This is a genomic window from Kitasatospora sp. NPDC059973, from assembly GCF_042737525.1.
Lineage (GTDB): Bacteria > Actinomycetota > Actinomycetes > Streptomycetales > Streptomycetaceae > Kitasatospora.
In genome coordinates, this window is sequence record NZ_JBHWUI010000012.1 from 69,813 (window position 1) to 86,790 (window position 16,978).

The window sequence follows — 16,978 nt, forward strand, 5'->3', positions numbered from 1 at the left end:
TTGCCTGAGTTTGCTCGCATTCACCCGAGCGCGTCGATGGCTCCAGCAATGAGCGATCTTGCATCGGCACCGTAGACAGCGATTCTGGCCAAATCGGAGAATGCCTGGCCGTACTCCGAAATCTCGGCCGGCTGGGTGATGGTGAGGTGGGCGGAGACGAGTTCGACGTTCACCTGGGTGTCGTCGTAGACAGTGAAGGACTCAACTGGCCAGCCGGCGTTTCTGGTCGAACCGAGGGGAATCACTCCAAGGCTGACCGACGGGAGCGAGCCGACGGTGATGAGGTGGCCGAGCTGGCCGACCAAGATGTCCGGAGTGCCGATGACGGTTCGCAGCACCGACTCCTCGATCAGAACGGCGAACCGGTGATCTCCCGTGTGCAGCACCTTCTGGCGCTCCATTCGCACGGTGACAGCGGCGTCGACATCGTCGGGAGTACCGCGCAATGAGACGATCGTGCTCAGCACCGCGTGCGTGTAGGCCGCCGTCTGGAGCAGTCCGGGGACGACCCATGACTGGTACATCCGGAATCTCCGTGTGCGCTCGAACAGAGGGCGCACTGACTCCTGTGCACGTGTGAGGCCGGCGCGCTCTAGGCGCCGCCATTCGACGTACATTCCCTCGATGTTCCGGGCCGTCGCGATGAGGTCTGCGGCCTGATCCGGGACGCCGCAGATGGCGGTCCAGGCACGTAGGTCGGACTCGGTCGGCGTCACCCGGCCGCTCTGGATCTTGGAACACTTCGATTCATGCCATCCCGCAGCTATGGCCAGCGCCCGCGCGCTGAGTCCGGAGTCTCTCCGGATGTCGCGCAGACGCTGGCCGAGGGCCTGCTTGGCTTGCTGAATACTGGACGACGCGGACACGGTCAGCGCAACCGGAAGTCCTCGTGCGGGACCGCCCGTTCCCAGACGGCTTCGAAGGCGGAGGCGCAGAGCCTCACGGCCTGCGGATCAGTGGTGACTTCGTCGTCCACGAAGTCACCATCACCGCTGAAGTGGTGAACCACGAGAAGCTGTCCGTCGATCAGCCAGAAGTCGTTGCCCGGAAGCGCCAGGCCGGTTGTCTGTCGACGGGGAAGCCACCGGACCTGCTCGCCGGAGCGGACGTTCCGGAACGTGATCTCGTGCTCGAACCGGATGTACTCGCTCACCGGCTCCGAGACGACCCGCGCACGCAGCACGTCGACGCCGCGGCTCGTGGTCTCCTCCATGAGCTGCAACCAGGGGCTCCACCACGACGGCCGGTCGGCGGGGTCGTCGCGTCGGCCGCTGAGCCAGCGGAGGAACAGGGGGTCGTCCCGCATGTATCCGTCGCGCATCTCCAGATGGAGAGCTGAGCGGGTACAGGTCCGAAGCAGGTCCTCAAGCGATGGAACTGCTGCCACCGTTCACCTCCGGGAAGAACTGCATCATCCGCCTGGGGAATTCGATCACGGTCTCGTGCCCGGGGATGTCCATCAGAGCGAGACGTTCCGGGTCGAGGACCTTCCAGCCTTGGAGGACGTAGTTGCCCGTCGCGTCGTCGAAGTAGACCGTCGGGGACTTGCCTTCGGGACTGTCGGGGTCTTGTCCGAGCTTGTGCAAAGCCATGGTGGGCCTCCTGGCAGGTCGGAGCCGATTGCCTCGGACGATCTTTCCGTACAGGTCGCCACCCGTGCCATGAACTTGCTCGAACTTGCCCGTCCCGACGCCCGACAGGGTGGTCTCCGTGGTGCGCGGCCGTCGGCCCGCGGCGAGCTGGTGGTCGAGGGCGCGGCGGTGCTCTTTGCAGTGGCCAGGGGCCGACAGCCCTGGCTCGGCCGTGACCAGGGATATCGGCGATGCGGTCGGCGAGCGGATCGACTCCGAGTCGGAGATCGCGTGCCAGGGATAGCCCCGCGGGCGGAGAGAATCCCCGACCGTCGCCCGCCGGGGCAGCGGGCTCCCGCCGCGGTGAAGTGGCGGGAGCCCGCGATGGGGCGCGGTGGGTCAGCCGTTGGCGAGGGCCTGGAGGCGGTCGTAGGCGCCGTTGAAGAGGTTCTGGTCGCCGGGGAACGTGCCGGAGTCGGCGTACTGCCAGAAGGTCTGGTAGCCCCAGCCGTTCGGGAGGGTGCCGACGGTGGAGCCGTAGCGGGCGAGCCAGAGCGGGTTGGTGGTGCCGAAGCCGCCGTTGTTTCCGGTGCACTGGGACCACCAGTTGGTGGTGGTGTAGATCGTCGGGTAGCGGCCGGTGCGGGCGTGGACGGTGTCGCTGAAGGAGCGGATCCAGCTGACCATGGCGCTCTGGCCGAGGCCGTAGCAGGTGGCGCCGTAGGGGTTGTACTCGATGTCGAGGGCGGGCGGCAGGGTCCTGCCGTCGCGGGACCAGCCGCCGCCGTGGTTGACGAACCAGGTGGCCTGGGCGGAGCCGGAGGAACGGTCCGGCAGGGCGAAGTGATAGGCGCCGCGGATCAGGCCGGCGTTGTAGGAGCCGTTGTACTGCTGGGTGAAGTACGGGTTGGTGTAGGTGGTGCCCTCGGTGGCCTTGACGTAGCCGAAGCGGGCGCCGTTCGCCTTCACCGACGCCCAGTTGACGTTGCCCTGGTAGCTGGAGACGTCCAGCCCGGGGGTCTGGGTGGCGGCGAGGGCGGCGACGCCCGCGGTGCTCGCTCTTCCTTCGTGGGCGGCCACGGTGGAGCCGGCGAAGTCGAGCTCGGGGTGGAGGGCGGGCAGGTGGCGGTCCGCCTGCCCGCCGGTGGTCGGGGCGGGCGCGGGCTCGGCCGCGTAGGCCGGCGCGGTCACGCCGGTGACCAGTGCGACGGCTGCGGCGAGTGCGCCCAGGAGGGGTAGACGGCGGGATTTCGAGGGTGCGGCGGTACCGGTGGGGCCTGCGGAGCGGGACGTGCTGAGCATGAACACTCCTCTGATCCGGTCATGGTCCGGTGAGGGCCCATGAGGCCTCTGGTGCCCGGGAGTTGACCCGGACGGAGAGCAGAGTAGCCATGTACCCGCCAGGGTGGCCAGAGGCCCGGACACCTCGTGGGGGCGGCCCCCGGGTGGCCGCAGCACGGTCGGGCCCGGCCCGGCGGTTACGCCAGCGGGTGCGCCGGACCGGGCCGTCCGCCAGGCTGGCATCGTGGGTTCGCGAACCGCCGTCCCGTGACCCGGAGGGCGCGGCGGCACCTCGACGGGAGGCCCGGTGATGAGCGACGCGATCGTGGTCGGCTCCGGCCCCAACGGCCTCGCCGCCGCCGTCACCCTGGCCGAACGCGGCCTCGCCGTCACCGTGCTGGAGGCGGCGGCGGAGATCGGCGGCGGCGCCCGGAGCGGTGAGGCCACCCTCCCCGGGGTGCTGCACGACCACTGCTCCGCCGTGCACCCCTTCGGGATCGCCTCGCCGTTCCTGCGCTCCGCCGACCTCGCCCGCCACGGCCTGCGCTGGCGGCTGCCCGAGGTCGACCTGGCCCACCCGCTGGACGGCGGCGACGCCGTCACCGCCGGACGGTCCGTACGCGCCACCGCCCGCGCCCTGGGGCCGGACGGCGCGGCCTGGCTGCGCCTGTTCGGCGACCTGTCGGAAGGCTTCGACGAGCTGGCCGAGGACACCCTGCGCCCGATCGTCCGGGTACCCGCCCACCCGGTGCGGCTCGCCCGGTTCGGCAGCCGGGCCCTCCTGCCGGCGACCGTGCTCGCCCGCCGCTGGCACACCGAACGGGCCCGCGCCCTGTTCGCCGGGGCCGCGGCGCACAGCTTCCAGCCACTGGACCGGCCGCTGACCTCCGCGGCCGGACTGCTGCTGATCGCCGCCGCGCACCACCGCGGCTGGCCGGTCGCCGAGGGCGGCTCGGGCGCGATCACGGCGGCCCTGGCCGGGCGGCTGCGCGAGCTGGGCGGCCGGATCGAGACCGGGGTGCGGGTGACCTCGCTGGCCGAGCTGCGCCCGTGCCCGGTCGTCCTGCTCGACGTGGCCCCCCGCGCGGCCGCGGCGATCTGCGGGCCCGCGCTGCCGCGCCCCGTCCGGCGCGCGTACCTGCGCTACCGGCACGGGCCGGCGGTCTTCAAGGTGGACTTCGCGGTGGCGGGCGGCATCCCGTGGCGCAACGCGGACTGCCGCCGGGCCGGCACCGTCCACGTGGGCGGCACGCTGGAGGAGGTGGCGTTCGCCGAGGGGGAGGTGGCCCGGGGGAGGATGCCGCAGCGCCCGTTCCTGGTGGTGGCCCAGCAGTACCTCGCTGACCCCGGCCGCTCGGCCGGCGACGTCCACCCCGTCCATGCCTACGCGCACGTGCCGCACGGCTACCCCGGTGACGTCGAGGGCCTGCTCGTCGCCGGGATCGAGCGGTTCGCACCGGGTTTCCGGCACCGGATCCTCGCTTCCGTCGCCACCGGCCCCGGTGAGCTGGAGCGCCGCAACCCGAACTACGTCGGCGGGGACATCTGCACCGGCGCCAACGGCCCGGTCCGGACGGTGCTGCGTCCGAGAACCGCGCCGCACCCGTACGACACGGGCATTCCGGGCGTCTACCTCTGCTCGGCGGCCACCCCGCCGGGCGCCGGGGTGCACGGCATGTGCGGTGCCAACGCGGCCCGGGCCGCCCTGCGCGCCGTGCCGCACGGTGGGCCCGGGTGAGGCGGGGGCGCCTCCGTCGGGGCCGGGGCGCGGCGGCGGCCTCGGCCGCCAGGGGGTGCGGTGCCGTTGTGGCACGATGCCTGAGTCGGCACCCGAACGGCCGCCGCCCTACCGATGAGAAGAGGACCACCGTGCCCGCGACCACCCCGGACACCGCCCGGCCCGAGGCGGACAGCCTCGACTTCCGTACCGCGACCGTGGCCGACGTGCCCGCACTGCTCGCCCTCGTCGAATCCGCCTACCGCGGCGACGCCAGCCGGGCGGGCTGGACCACCGAGGCCGATCTGCTGGACGGCCAGCGCACCGATGCCGAGGGCGTCACCGCCGCCGTCACCCACCCCGACGGCGTGGTGCTGCTCGTCGAGCGGGCCGGCGAGCTGGTCGCCTGCTGCCAGCTCGAACACCGGGGCCCGACCGCCTACTTCGGCATGTTCTCGGTGAGCCCCGGCCGGCAGGGCGGCGGCGTGGGGCGGGCCGTGCTGGAGGAGGCCGCGCGGTTCGTCGCGCGGGAGTGGGGCGCCGTCGAGCTGGAGATGACGGTGATCGAGCAGCGTGCCGACCTGATCGCCTGGTACGAGCGCCGGGGCTTCCACCGCACCGGCGTCTACTCGCCGTTCCCCTACGGCGACGAGCGTTTCGGCGTCCCGCGCCGCCCCGACCTGCGGTTCGAGAAGCTGGTGAAGGACCTTACCGAGCAGTAATGGTGACGTCCCATCAGTGCGGTGACGCAATGTCAAAGTCCTGACCTGCGGCGATGTGGAGATGTCACACCTCGTTCATTATTGGTCTAGGCCAATGTGAGAGGCTGGCGGAACGAACGGCCACGTTCCGTCCGAGCCCAGGGGGGCCATCTCCGCATGCCCGTACTCCATGGCACCGCCATGCCCGCATCCGACACCGGTCCGCGCCTCGCCGTCGCGGACGACTCGCTGCGACTGCCCAGCCCACCCGACGATCAGGAGCTCTACTGGTACTTCGGCCCGCAGCGCCGCTGGGTGCTGCTCTGCGCCACCCTCTCCTACACCGGCGCGACCGTCACGCTCGGCCTCTTCGCACTCAGCCGGCCGCTGCTCTGGCCCTTCCTGGTGCTGACCGTCCTCAATGCCGTGACCTGGGTGCTCTCCCTCGCCGACGGCCAGCGGGCGCGCCGGTTCACCCGTGACTCGCACGACCTGCTGCTGCGCGCCTGGCAGCCCGCCCGCCACCCCGGCGTCGACCTGCTGCTGCCCACCGCCGGCGAGCCGCTCGCCGTGCTGGACAACGCCTACCGCCACACCGCCGCCGTCCGCTGGCCGGGCGCGCTGACCGTCCTCGTCCTGGACGACGCCGCCCGTCCCGAGGTGCGCGAACTCGCCGAGTCCTACGGCTTCCAGTACCGGGCCCGGCCCGACCGGGGCCGGTTCAAGAAGGCCGGCAACCTCAACCACGGCCTGGCCGAGGGCAACGGCGACATCATCGCCGTCCTCGACGCCGACTTCTGCCCGCGCCCCGACTTCCTGCACCACCTGGTGCCCTACCTCGACACCCCCGAGGTCGGCATCGTGCAGAGCCCCCAGTGCTTCGACACCGACCCGGACATGTCGTGGCTGGAGCGGGCCGCCGGCGCGACCCAGGAGATCTTCTACCGCTGGATCCAGCCCTCCCGCGACGCCCAGGACGGCACCGTCTGCTGCGGCACCAACGCGCTCTACCGGCGCGCCGCGCTGGAGCGGGTCGGCGGCTTCGCCGAGATCGACCACAGCGAGGACCTCTACACCGGCCTCTCGCTGGCCCGCGCCGGGTGGACCACCCGCTACGTCCCCGCGCTGGTCGCCAAGGGCATGTCGCCCACCGGCCTGCCCGCCTTCATCAGCCAGCAGTACCGCTGGTGCCTCGGCTCGCTCGCCCTGGTCGGCGATCCCGGCTTCCGCAGCGGGCCGCTCAGCCGCTCGGCCCGGCTCTGCTTCTGGAACGGCATCCTCGGCTACCTGACCAGCGCGGTGAACGTCTTCGCCATCCCGCTGCCGGCCCTGATCATGCTGTTCTTCGCGCCCGACGAGATCGAGCCCTGGCAGGTCCTGCCGTTCCTGCCGCCGATCTGGGTCGCCCTCGTCCTGCTGCCCGCGATGTCCCGCACCCGCTGGCGCTTCGAGGTCACCCGGGTCCAACTCCTCGGCGGGCTCTGCCACGTGGTCGCCATCGCGCACGCGCTGCGCCGCCGCAGCGCCGACTGGGTGCCCACCGGTGCCGTCTCCGGCGGCAGCTCGCTGGCCCGCACGGTCGCCCGGATCGGGGTCGGCTGGCTCGGCCTGGTCGTGGTCGCCGGGGCCGTGGGTCTCGGCCGGGCCGTCGCGTTGCACGGCTGGCAGCCGTACTGGGCGCTGGTGGGGCTGCTCGGGCTCACCGCCCACACGATGATCCCGCTCGTCCGGTCCCTCTGGCCGCTGCTGCGCGGCGGCAAGGGCGGCGACGTCGCCGCGCCCGTTCGGCGCGCCACCGGCGCGGACGGGGGCACCGTCCGGGGAACCGCCGCCGCGCGGGCGGCCGCCGATCTGCGCTTCGGGCGCGCCGAGGCCGTCGCCGTCACCGCCGTCCTGCTGCTCTGCGGCCTGCTGGCCTCCGGCTGGGCGGACCCGCTGCTCTTCTGATGTTCCGTCAATGAGTTGAGCTTGTCAGTTAGTTGATTTCCCTTTGCCGCCCTTGCGCGTCGCCCCACCGGCGCGGAACGACCTCACCCGCCAGGCCGCCCCACTCGGCCGCGCGGCCCCCGAACCGCCGCTGCCAGCCCTGCAAGGAGCCCCGCCGTGTCAACGGCCGTACCACCGAACGCCGAACCGCCGCGCGCCGTTCCCGTTCCTGTCCCTGTCCCTGTTGCTGTCCCTGTTCCTGTTGCTGTCCCGGATCGTGTTCGTGAGCCGGTTGCGGTTTCGGTGTTCGCCACCGCCGCCACCGCCACCGCCACCGCCACCGCCGCCTCCGCCTCCGCCTCCGCCTCCGCCACCGCCGCCGCGCCGAGTGCCGTCGGTGCGGACGCCGACCCCGACCCGGCGGCCGACCTCGTGCTGCTGACGGCAGCCGGCACCGCCGTGGCGGCGCAGGCGCAGCCGGCCGAGGAGCCCCGGAAGCGGGCGGCCTTCCGCCCCGACATCGAAGGACTGCGCGGCGTCGCCGTGCTCGCCGTCCTCGCCTTCCACGCCGCCGTGCCGGCCTTCACCGGCGGCTACGTCGGCGTCGACATCTTCTTCGTCATCTCCGGATTCCTGATCACCGGCCTGCTGCTGGCCCGACCGATCGGCCTCCGGGACTTCGCCGCCCGCCGCGCCCGCCGGATCCTGCCCGCCGCCGCGGTCGTCCTGGTCGCCACCGCACTGGCCGGCGGCGCGCTGCTCGACCCGCTGCGCGGCACCGACCTGGCCCGGGACCTGATCGCCTCGGCCGGCCAGTTCGCCAACTGGCGGTTCGTCGGCCAGCAGACCGACTACCTCGGCGCCGAGCGCGACCCGAGCCCGCTCCAGCACTTCTGGTCGCTCGGCGTGGAGAACCAGTTCTACCTGCTCTGGGGCGTGCTGCTGCTCGGCCTCGCCCGCTACCTGAGGGGCCGCCGGCGCACCGCCGTGATCGCCGTCGCGACCACGGCGATCGGTGGCGTCTCGCTGCTGCTCTGCATCCGCTGGACGGCCGGCTCCGCGGCGCTCGGCTACTTCTCGACCGCCAGCCGGCTCTGGGAGTTCGCCGCCGGTGCCTGCGCCGCCATGCTCGGCTCGGCCCTCGCCGGGTGGCTGCCGCGGGCCGGCCGCTCCGGACGGCCGGTCGGCCGGGCCCTGCGTCTGCTCGGCTGGGCCGGTGCGGCGGCGGTCGTGGTCGCCGTCCTCCGGTACGACCGCAACACCCCCTTCCCCGGCAGCGCCGCCCTGCTGCCCGTCCTCGGCACCGCCGCCGTGCTGCTCGCCGGACCCGCGCACCGCGCGCTCGGCGCCACCGACGTCGGCCGGCTGCTCGCGGCCCGTCCGCTGCGAGCCGCCGGCCGGCTCTCCTACGTCTGGTACCTCTGGCACTGGCCGGTGCTGACCATCGCCCAGGCCCGCTACGGCGCGCTGCCCTGGACCACCCTGGTCGCGCTCACGGCGGCGAGCGCCGTCCCGGCCTGGCTGACCATGCGGCTGGTCGAACAGCCGCTGCGCTACGGCAGCAGCCCGGCTCCTCGCCGGGGCCTGGCGGTCGGCGCCAGCGCGCTGGTGATCCCGCTGATCGCCGGGCTGACCCTGGGCGGCGGAACCGTCCGGGCCCTCGGCGACACCACCGGGCCGATCGCCGTCCCGGCCGGCGCGGTCGACGGCCCCGCCCTGCTCGCCCCCGGCAGCCGGGTCCTGAGCCTGACGCCCTCGCTGGCCCGGGCCCGCGAGGACTTCCCCCCGGGGCACGGCTGCGAGATCCCGCTCGGCGCCGAGAACAGCCCGCGCTGCCTGTTCGGCGCCGAGGACAGCCCCGACCGGATCGTGCTGATCGGCGACTCGCACGCGGGCCAGTGGATCTCGGGCGCGCTCGCCCTGGCCGAGCAGCGGAACTGGGCCCTGGAGGTGCTGGTCAAGCCGGGCTGCCCGCTGGCTACCCTGACCGTGCGCAACAACGTCCTCGGCCGGACCTTCGACGAGTGCGACCGCTGGCGCGAGAACACCCTCACCCGGCTGGCCACCGGTCCCAAGCCGCGGCTGATCGTGATGGCGGGCCTCAACCGGTACGGCAGCGGGCCGGAGCGCGCCGAGGGCTGGAGCCGCACGCTGGACCGCCTCTCGGCCATCGGCGCGCCGCTCGCCTACCTGGGCGACACGCCGATGCCCGGCAAGGACATCCCGACCTGCCTGGCAGCCTCCGACGGCCGCTCGGACGCCTGCTTCTTCCCCCGGGAGACGGCCTTCGAGCAGGACCCGCTGCTCGCCGGCGGGCTCGCCGAGCGCTACCGCGTCCGGGTGCTGGACCTCGGGCCGCTGCTCTGCCCCGGGACCGGTCCGGACTGCCCGGCGGTCCTGGAGGGGGTGGTGCTCTACCGGGACGCGGGGCACATCACCGACACGCTGGCGAAGGTGCTGGCGCCCCGGTTGGACAAGGGGCTGCTACCGGCGGGGTGAGGCACCCGGCCCGGCCCCGGGGGTGGTGGCGGGCCGGGCTGTCGGGGACAGATCGTTGGGGCGACCGGTCAGCCGTAGATGTTGTGGCAGAGCCTGGCCTGCTCCGAGCCGGCGGGCCAGCGGCCGAAGCGCTCGGCCTGGTCGCAGATCGAGCCGCCGCCGGTCGTGGCCGGTCCGCCGCCCGTCGCGCCCGGGGTCCCCGCGGCGGCCGACGGCCCCGCGGGCGCCGACACGCCGTACCCCGGGGCCTCCGGGCTCCGGGCCGGGGCCGGGCGGGGCGTCCGGCTCTGCCTAGCCCGGGCGGCAGCGGAGCGTGCCGCGCCCGGCGCGCCGTCCACGCCCGACCGCTCCGCCCCCGGCGAGGCCTCGGACGCCGTGCCGGGGCCGGTCGTCGGGCCCGCGACGCCGCCCGGAGCCGCGTCCGCCGAGGCCGGGGCGGTGGTGGTCGGCGGCGCCGGTACCGGCAGCAGGTCGGGGACCGAGGGCACCGACGGCGAGGGTGACGGCGAGGGGGACGTACCGGGGAAGGCCACCACGCCGGACGACTCCTCGCCCGATCCGGGCCCGCACATCACCAGGACGGACGCCAGCACGGCGACGATCCCGGCGGCCGCTGCCGCCCACGCCCGGCGGGGCCGCGGCCCGGCCGGGGGCGGCACGGGTGCGACGGGCGACGCGACCGGGGGCGCGACGGGTACCGGTGGTGGCTCCCACGCCTGCGCCGGCCACTGCCACTGTCCATCGCCGGGTTGCCCGCTCATGCCGTCGTCCTCCTACTGCCGAATTCGCCGCCGCCGAATCGCCGCTGCGCCACTGCCGGGTCGACCTCGATCCCGGTGCGGTCCGTGCGCCTCGTCCGGCGACCCGTTCGCCGTACTCAACGAGCGCGCCGAAGGCGGGACATGACTCGGAAGAGGGTTCTGTCGCGCCGTCCGTTCCGCACTTCGCTCCGCACTCCGTTCCCGGCTGTACGCTGCCGGCCGTACCCCGGGTGCGGGCGGCGGACGTCCGCCACATGCTGGGGGCATGGAAACGAACAGCACGTCAAAGCCCCTGGTCGAGGTCGCCGAGTTCCGTACCGACAGCCGCTACCGCCTGGTCCACTTCGAGGGCCACGGCTGGGAGCCGCTGGCCCCGGAGGAGTTCGAGCCACGGATCCACCAGCTCTTCCCCGACCTCGATCCACGCGACGAGTCCCGTGTGCACTGGGTGGACCGGCCCTGGCAGTGGCCGGCCTGGCACGCCGGCGAGGCCTGAGGAACGGGCGTCGCCGGGCCCCGGGCGGCGGGCGGGCCGGCGGGCGGCCGGCGGCGGGGTCGGCGGTGCGGGGGCGGCGGCAGGGCGGAGTGAGCGGTGGCGGAGGGGCGCGCGCTGTCGTCGGATCAGCCGTCCATTCGGAGGACGGTGCGGTGGAGGAGGTGCTCCGGCCGTGGGGTGCTCCGGCTGGGGGGGCTCAGGTGTGGGGTGCTCCGGGACCGGTGCTGGGGCGTGAGGGCATGCGGGCCGCACCCGTATCGGGCCTGCCGGGCGTTCGCGGCCGTGGTGGCCGCCGGAGCGAAGAAGCGCGGTTTGGAGCGCTGCGGCAATCGGGGGAAGATCGCCCCGGCGGTGGCGGGCGGTCCGGCCTGACCGGAGCCGTCCGACACACCAGGGGGCACGTGAACCGACCAGCCGGCACCGCAGGTTACGCCGAGGCGGCGGCGGAACTCGCCGTGCAGTACGAGGAGGTGACCTTCGAACAGGTCCACCGTGAACTGCTGCACCTCTTCCCCGGGGCGCCGAGCGCCGTCCTGGACTTCGGTGCCGGCACCGGCCGGGACGCGGCCGCCCTCGCGGCCCTCGGCCACCGGGTCGTCGCCGCCGAGCCCACCGGGGAGCTGCGACGGATCGGGCAGCGGATCCACGCCGACAGCGACATCCGCTGGGTGGACGACGCGCTGCCCGAAGCGGCTGCCGTCACCGTCTCGGAGGAGCACTTCGACCTGGTCCTGCTGACCGCCGTATGGATGCATCTGGCCGACCGGGAGCGTGAGTTGGCGATGGCGGCGCTCGCCCGCCTGCTCGCGCCCGCCGGTCGGGTGATGCTCTCCCTCCGCCACGGCCCCGTCCCACCCGGCCGCCGCATGTTCGACGTCCCGGCCGACGAGACCGTCGCGCTCGCCGACCGGCACGGCCTGACCCTGCTGACCCACGTCACCCGTCCCGACCTCCACGCCCGCCCGGGCGTGACCTGGACCCTGCTCGCCTTCGAACGGACAGGCGCAGGGGAGGGCTGAGGCCGCCGGGCGTCCGCTGCTCGGACGGCGGCAGCACGGTTCACCCCCCGATGCGGCCCGAGCCGGGGGCGAACCGTGCTGCCGCCCCGGTCAGCGGCGCCGGTCGCCGAACCCGGTGAACCGGGCGAAGCGGCCGAGCCGGGCGAAGCGGCCGAACCTGGCGAACCGGCCGGTTCGGGAAGCGGCGCGATCCGGGTTCGCTCGGCCGGGTGCGCGTGGGCCGGGTGCGAGGGGGTCCGTGGCGGTGGCGGTGGTGCCGAAGCCGTCGGCGACCAGGCGGGTCGCCCAGCGGCGCAGGACGTCGGCGACGGGTGGGTGGTGAAGACCGGCGGCGCGGGCCAGGCGGTCGGCGGACGTGGTGTCGTAGCCGTCCTCCGAGAGGAAGCTGAGCGTCTCGGGGTCGGCGCCGGTCAGCGCGCGGGGCAACCGGCGGACCAGGCCGACCGGGACGAGGGCGCGGGGTGCGGGCACTCCGAGGTGGTCGGCGAGCAGACCGATCAGCTCGGGCAGCGGGGGCGTCGCGGGGTCGAGCACGGTGTGGGAGTGCGCCGGACCGTCGTCGAACTCCGGTACGGCGGCGAGGAACCGGGCCAGGTAGTCGACCGCGACCACCGGCAGGAAGGTCCGCGCCGAACCCGGGAGCAACGGCAGGCGCCGATGGGCGAGTTGGCGGACCAGCTCGGCCAGGCCGAGGTACTGTCCGGCCTCGCCGGTGACCGAATGACCGACCACGCTGCTCGGGTTGACCGTGGTGAGCGGTACACCGAGGCGGGCGGCCGTGACGCGGACGGCGGCGTCGCCCACCAGTTTGGAGGCCTCGTAGGCGCCGAGGCGGGTGTAGAGCGCGTCGGTCTCGGCGGCCGGGAGTGGGTAGCGCGGCGTGGCGTCCCGGCCGACCCGGTAGCCCGAGAGGTGGACGAGCCGCCGGAGCCCCGGACGGGTGGCGGCCCAGTGCAGCACGTGCAGCGCGCCTGCCACGTTGGCGGCGTCCGCCTCGGTGCGCTCCAGACCGAACCGGTAGAGGGCAGCGAGGTTGTGGAGGTCGCGGATGTCCGCCAGCCGGGCTTCGTCCGTCGTGCCGAGGCCGAGGCCGGGGCGGGTGAGGTCGGCGGCGACGGTGGTCAGTGCGGTGTCGTCGGCGCCGTGCTCGCGGAGCCAGTGGCGCAGTTGCCCGTCCCGTGCGGATCCGCGCCCGCCCCGGATGCCGGCGGCCACCGGCTCGCCGCGGTCGAGGAGTTCGAGAACCAGCCAGCGGCCCAGGAAACCGGTCGCGCCGAGGACCAGGGTGCGCGGCAGGGGCTGGGGTAGCCGGTGCTGCGGCGGGGTGGTGGAGTTCATCTGGAGGTCCTTTTCTGTAGACCGGTCTGCATATTCTTGGGAGATGCCTGGGTGGGAGTGAGGGTGCGGGGAGGGCAGATGAGTATGTAGACCGGTCGGCAGATTTCCAGACGCGGCCTACGGTGACGGGAGTGTGAGGGCTCAGATTCGGTAGACCGGTCGGTTGATTTCCTCGTTGGCCTGGGTGAGAAGGCAGTGGGTCAGCCTAGATTCGGTAGACCGGTCGGTATATTTTCAGGCGACGATCGAGCGGCGCCGATCGGAGCTCGGCCGACTGCGGGGTCGGGGGGACCGGGAGGACCGGTGGGCCGCGCGCGTGAGGTCAGGACGGGCGCGGCCGGTCGGTCACTTCTTCTTCGCGCCGAGCAGGTGGCGGACGGCGTGCCGGGCGTCCTCCAGGGGGCGGCGGTCGCGACGCACCCGGGCGAGCAGGACGGCGCCCTCCAGTACGGCGAGCGCCTGGCCCGAAGCGGTCTCCGCCTCGGCGGGGCCGAACCCCTGGGCGGTCAGGCGTTCGGTGAGCACGAGCTGCCAGCTCGCGTACACCTCGGCGCAGACGCGGCGCAGAGGCTCGTTGCTTCCCGCCACCTCCAGGCCCACGGTCGCGATGGGGCAGCCCTTGCTGTAGTCGGACTCCTCAAGGCGGGCGATGAAGACCTCGACGAGCCGGTCGACCAGTGCCGTCGCTTCCGGGCTGCGGCCGGCGGGCGTCCGGAGGAGTTCCTCGACCTCCTGCCCGGCCTGGACGAGGGCGGCGGCGACCAGTTGGTCCTTGCCCTCGGGGAAGTGGAAGTAGAGCGAGCCGCGCGGTGCGCCGCTCTCCGCCACGATCTGGTTGAGGCCGGTACCGAAGTAGCCCTGTGCCTCGATCAGGTTGCGCGTGCCGGCGATCAGCCGGGCGCGGGTCTCTTCTCCCTTGACTCCCATGTGGAAACAGTAGACCGGTCTGTATATTCCTGTCGACCTTCGACCCGGGTGACCGGTTCATCGGGGGTCGGCGGTTGACGCCCTGTTGAGCACCGGGCACCGGGCACCAGGGACCGGGGACCGGGGCAGCCGGGCGCCCTCGGGGGCGCGTACCCCGTCGCCATGTGAACCGGTGCCGTGCGGAGGCGAACCGGCCATTGCGCGCAGGGAAGTTCACCATGGGTGGCAATCGCACGCCCCCTGGTCATGGGCGATTGACGGATCCGTGGCTTCCCGTTCGGCTACGTCCCTAGCCTGTCGCGCATGACACCAAGTCATCAGCGCCAGGCCGAACCGGATGTCGACCGGACAGTCGCTCCGCACCCCGGCGCTCCGCACCCCGGCGCTCCGCACTCCGACACTCCGCACTCCGACGCTCCGCACCGCGACGCTCCGCACCCCGACGCCGCGCCCGCGGCCGGGCCGCCCCGGGCGACCGCACTCGGCTGATCGTCGCCGACGCCACGGTCCTCGAACGGGGCTGAGCCGCAGTACACCCCGAGGCCCCGCCGCCCGGGCAGGTCGGCAGGGACGCCGGCGCGACCGGCCCTGCGGCGGCGGGGAGCGGCGGCGGGTAGCGGCGGCCGGGGAGCGGCGAGGCCGACGGTGGAGCGGACCCCCGCTGGGGGTGCCGCGCAGCCGCGGTCGCCGGAAAGCGGTTGACGTTCGCCGGCGTCAGGCCGTTCGATTACCTGCCATGAACATGAGCGCAGGGCAGATGCATCCCGGCACCTACCCCACGGACGTCGATCTCGTACGGCGGCTGATCGCCGGGCAGTTCCCGCAGTGGGCGGGGCTGGCGGTCGAGCGGTTCCCGTCCGGTGGGACGGTCAACGCGATGTACCGGCTGGGCGACGACATGGTCGTCCGGCTGCCGCTGACGCGGGGCGGGGCCGGCGACGTGCTGCTGGAGCGGGCCTGGCTGCCCCGGCTCGCGCCCCAGCTGCCCCGGCCCGTCCCCGAGGCGCTCGGTGACGGGGTGCCCGCCGAGGGCTTCCCCTGGCCGTGGTCGGTCTACCGGTGGCTGGCGGGGGAGAACCCGGAGGTGGAGGCCCTGAGCGACCCGGTGCTGCTGGCCGAGGACCTGGCCGGGTTCGTGGCGGCGATGCGGAGCATCACCCTGCCCGGTGCGCCCCTGGCCCACCGCGGCGGGCCGGTCGCCTCGCTCGACGTGGAGACCAGGTCGGCGATCGAGGAGCTGCGCGGGATCCCGCAGGAGGGTGTCGACTGCGATGCCGCCACGGCCGTGTGGGAGGAGGCGTTGCGGACCCCGGGCTGGGACGGGCCGCCGGTGTGGCTGCATGCCGATCTCATGCCGGGCAACCTGCTGGTGGAAGCCGGCAGGCTGACCGCGGTCATCGATTTCGGCTGCCTGGGGACGGGCGATCCCGCCTGCGACCTGTTCCCGGCGTGGAATCTCCTGCCCGCCCGGGCGCGGGAGGTCTTCCGCGAGGCGCTGGGCGTGGACGACGCGACCTGGATCCGCGGCCGCGGGCGGACCCTCTCGCAGGCGCTGATCGCGCTGCCGTACTACCGGAGGACCAACCCGGCGATGGCACGCAACGCCCGGCACGTGATCCGGACGGTGCTGGGGGAGGTCTGACGCGGGTCCCGGTCGGGTGGACGGCCCGGCCGCTGTCCCCCCGGCCCAACGGGTCTGCGAGAGTGCCGGTATGAAACTTCGCTGTGCCGTACTGGACGACTACCAGGGTGTCGCGACGAGCATCGTCGACTGGTCACCGGTGACCGACCGGGTGGAACTGACCTCCTTCCCGCGGCACTTCGGATCGGAGGACGAACTGGTCGACGCAGTAGCCGACTTCGACATCATCGTGACCTTGCGCGAACGGGTGGCGTTCCCGGCGGCCGTGTTCGCCCGGCTGCCCCGGCTGCGGCTGCTGGTGGCCTCCGGGATGCGGAACACGGTGATCGACTTCGCGGCCGCCCGCGCGCACGGGGTGACGGTCTGCGGCACGGCGAGTTCGTCCACGCCGCCGGTGGAGCTGACCTGGGCACTGCTGCTCGGGCTCGCCCGGGGGATCGTCACCGAGAACGACGCGTTGCGCACGGGCGGCCCGTGGCAGAGCACCCTCGGCGCGGACCTGGCCGGGCGGCGGCTGGGGCTGCTCGGGCTGGGCAAGATCGGGGCGCTGGTGGCCCGGGTCGGCCTCGCGTTCGGCATGGACGTGGTCGCCTGGAGCCCGAACCTCACCGAGGAGCGGGCCGCCGAGGTCGGCGTCCGGCGCGCCGCCACCAAGGAGGAGCTGCTGCGGGAGAGCGACTTCGTCTCCGTCCACCTGGTGCTGGGCGACCGCAGCCGGGGCCTGCTGGGCAAGGCCGAGTTCGCGTCGATGAAGCCGCGGGCGTACCTGGTGAACACCTCGCGGGCGGCGATCGTCGACCAGGACGCGCTGCTCGCCGCCCTGGCCGAGGGCCGGATCGCGGGTGCGGCGGTGGACGTCTTCGACGTCGAACCGCTGCCCGCCGACCACCCGTTTCGCACCGCGCCGCGGCTGCTGGCGACCCCGCACCTCGGCTATGTGTCGGGCGACACCTACCGGACGTTCTACGGCCAGGCGGTGGAGGACATCGCGGCGTTCCTGGCAGGCTCCCCGGTCCGCGTCCTGGGCTGAGACCCCGGCGGGTCCGGAACACCGTGCCGGGCACGCCGGGGCGGCCCGTCGCCCCGGGGAACCCCGGGGC

15 protein-coding genes are annotated in these 16,978 nt (G+C 73.8%); 8 read left to right on the top strand and 7 right to left on the bottom strand.

Going from position 1 to position 16,978, the window contains the following annotated elements; all coding sequences use genetic code 11:
- Nucleotides 1-20: 20 nt before the first annotated feature.
- The 4 genes from ACFWA9_RS05845 to ACFWA9_RS05860 all read right to left on the bottom strand — a co-directional run bounded on the left by ACFWA9_RS05845 (nt 21) and on the right by ACFWA9_RS05860 (nt 2,873).
- Nucleotides 21-872, bottom strand: a complete 852-nt coding sequence (locus ACFWA9_RS05845; RefSeq protein ID WP_380383503.1) for a helix-turn-helix domain-containing protein — start codon at nt 870-872, stop codon at nt 21-23.
- Complete coding sequence (locus ACFWA9_RS05850) at nt 869-1,387, bottom strand: DUF6879 family protein (RefSeq protein ID WP_380383465.1); 519 nt, start codon at nt 1,385-1,387, stop codon at nt 869-871. The genes ACFWA9_RS05845 and ACFWA9_RS05850 overlap by 4 nt, the downstream gene beginning before the upstream one ends.
- Nucleotides 1,365-1,592: a hypothetical protein gene (locus ACFWA9_RS05855; RefSeq protein WP_359837500.1), complete on the bottom strand. Its 228-nt coding sequence runs from the start codon at nt 1,590-1,592 to the stop codon at nt 1,365-1,367. The genes ACFWA9_RS05850 and ACFWA9_RS05855 overlap by 23 nt, the downstream gene beginning before the upstream one ends.
- 378 nt (nt 1,593-1,970) lie before the next feature.
- Nucleotides 1,971-2,873: a lysozyme gene (locus tag ACFWA9_RS05860; protein ID WP_380383468.1), complete on the bottom strand. Its 903-nt coding sequence runs from the start codon at nt 2,871-2,873 to the stop codon at nt 1,971-1,973.
- Between the two features lie 289 nt (nt 2,874-3,162).
- On the opposite strand from ACFWA9_RS05860, the gene ACFWA9_RS05865 reads away from it, so the two are divergent.
- The 4 genes from ACFWA9_RS05865 (at nt 3,163) to ACFWA9_RS05880 (ending at nt 9,695) form a co-directional block, all read left to right on the top strand.
- The gene (locus ACFWA9_RS05865; protein ID WP_380383470.1) at nt 3,163-4,590 is read left to right on the top strand and encodes a phytoene desaturase family protein; all 1,428 of its coding nucleotides are present in this window, start codon (nt 3,163-3,165) and stop codon (nt 4,588-4,590) included.
- A gap of 131 nt (nt 4,591-4,721) precedes the next feature.
- Nucleotides 4,722-5,291 carry a GNAT family N-acetyltransferase gene (locus ACFWA9_RS05870; RefSeq protein WP_352293031.1) on the top strand — a complete coding sequence of 190 codons (570 nt, stop codon included), beginning with the start codon at nt 4,722-4,724 and terminating at the stop codon, nt 5,289-5,291.
- A 180-nt stretch (nt 5,292-5,471) separates the two neighbouring features.
- Nucleotides 5,472-7,217, top strand: a complete 1,746-nt coding sequence (locus tag ACFWA9_RS05875) for a glycosyltransferase family 2 protein (RefSeq protein ID WP_380383473.1) — start codon at nt 5,472-5,474, stop codon at nt 7,215-7,217.
- A gap of 282 nt (nt 7,218-7,499) precedes the next feature.
- Entirely contained in the window at nt 7,500-9,695 is a 2,196-nt protein-coding gene (locus ACFWA9_RS05880) for an acyltransferase family protein (RefSeq protein WP_380383476.1), read from the top strand.
- 68 nt (nt 9,696-9,763) lie between these two features.
- On the opposite strand, the gene ACFWA9_RS05885 is transcribed toward ACFWA9_RS05880, so the two are convergent.
- Complete coding sequence (locus ACFWA9_RS05885; protein WP_380383479.1) at nt 9,764-10,456, bottom strand: hypothetical protein; 693 nt, start codon at nt 10,454-10,456, stop codon at nt 9,764-9,766.
- Nucleotides 10,457-10,721: 265 nt separating this feature from the next.
- Between ACFWA9_RS05885 and ACFWA9_RS05890 the strand changes: the two genes are divergently transcribed.
- Complete coding sequence (locus ACFWA9_RS05890; RefSeq protein ID WP_329486024.1) at nt 10,722-10,952, top strand: hypothetical protein; 231 nt, start codon at nt 10,722-10,724, stop codon at nt 10,950-10,952.
- Between the two features lie 401 nt (nt 10,953-11,353).
- A complete protein-coding gene (locus ACFWA9_RS05895) occupies nt 11,354-11,971 on the top strand; it encodes a class I SAM-dependent methyltransferase (RefSeq protein ID WP_380383482.1) in 618 nt (205 codons plus the stop codon).
- A 90-nt stretch (nt 11,972-12,061) separates the two neighbouring features.
- On the opposite strand, the gene ACFWA9_RS05900 is transcribed toward ACFWA9_RS05895, so the two are convergent.
- Together ACFWA9_RS05900 and ACFWA9_RS05905 are read right to left on the bottom strand one after the other, a co-directional pair.
- A complete protein-coding gene (locus ACFWA9_RS05900) occupies nt 12,062-13,309 on the bottom strand; it encodes an SDR family oxidoreductase (protein WP_380383485.1) in 1,248 nt (415 codons plus the stop codon).
- 345 nt (nt 13,310-13,654) lie between these two features.
- Nucleotides 13,655-14,236, bottom strand: coding sequence for a TetR/AcrR family transcriptional regulator (locus ACFWA9_RS05905; protein ID WP_380383488.1), 582 nt, complete (start codon nt 14,234-14,236; stop codon nt 13,655-13,657).
- A gap of 742 nt (nt 14,237-14,978) precedes the next feature.
- On the opposite strand from ACFWA9_RS05905, the gene ACFWA9_RS05910 reads away from it, so the two are divergent.
- Together ACFWA9_RS05910 and ACFWA9_RS05915 are read left to right on the top strand one after the other, a co-directional pair.
- Nucleotides 14,979-15,878, top strand: coding sequence for an aminoglycoside phosphotransferase family protein (locus ACFWA9_RS05910; RefSeq protein WP_380383506.1), 900 nt, complete (start codon nt 14,979-14,981; stop codon nt 15,876-15,878).
- Nucleotides 15,879-15,948: 70 nt separating this feature from the next.
- Nucleotides 15,949-16,908 (top strand): D-2-hydroxyacid dehydrogenase family protein, encoded by a 960-nt coding sequence (locus ACFWA9_RS05915; protein WP_380383491.1) that lies wholly within the window; start codon nt 15,949-15,951, stop codon nt 16,906-16,908.
- The last annotated feature ends 70 nt before the right edge of the window (nt 16,909-16,978 follow it).

Excerpts from the sequence above, each read along its gene's own strand:
- ACFWA9_RS05890 (WP_329486024.1), top strand. The coding sequence starts at position 10,722 with ATGGAAACGAACAGCACGTCAAAGCCCCTGGTCGAGGTCGCCGAGTTC.
- ACFWA9_RS05865 (WP_380383470.1), top strand. The coding sequence starts at position 3,163 with ATGAGCGACGCGATCGTGGTCGGCTCCGGCCCCAACGGCCTCGCCGCC.
- ACFWA9_RS05855 (WP_359837500.1), bottom strand. The coding sequence starts at position 1,592 with ATGGCTTTGCACAAGCTCGGACAAGACCCCGACAGTCCCGAAGGCAAG.
- ACFWA9_RS05860 (WP_380383468.1), bottom strand. The coding sequence starts at position 2,873 with ATGCTCAGCACGTCCCGCTCCGCAGGCCCCACCGGTACCGCCGCACCC.
- ACFWA9_RS05915 (WP_380383491.1), top strand. The coding sequence starts at position 15,949 with ATGAAACTTCGCTGTGCCGTACTGGACGACTACCAGGGTGTCGCGACG.
- ACFWA9_RS05885 (WP_380383479.1), bottom strand. The coding sequence starts at position 10,456 with ATGAGCGGGCAACCCGGCGATGGACAGTGGCAGTGGCCGGCGCAGGCG.
- ACFWA9_RS05900 (WP_380383485.1), bottom strand. The coding sequence starts at position 13,309 with ATGAACTCCACCACCCCGCCGCAGCACCGGCTACCCCAGCCCCTGCCG.
- ACFWA9_RS05875 (WP_380383473.1), top strand. The coding sequence starts at position 5,472 with ATGCCCGCATCCGACACCGGTCCGCGCCTCGCCGTCGCGGACGACTCG.
- ACFWA9_RS05910 (WP_380383506.1), top strand. The coding sequence starts at position 14,979 with ATGAGCGCAGGGCAGATGCATCCCGGCACCTACCCCACGGACGTCGAT.
- ACFWA9_RS05905 (WP_380383488.1), bottom strand. The coding sequence starts at position 14,236 with ATGGGAGTCAAGGGAGAAGAGACCCGCGCCCGGCTGATCGCCGGCACG.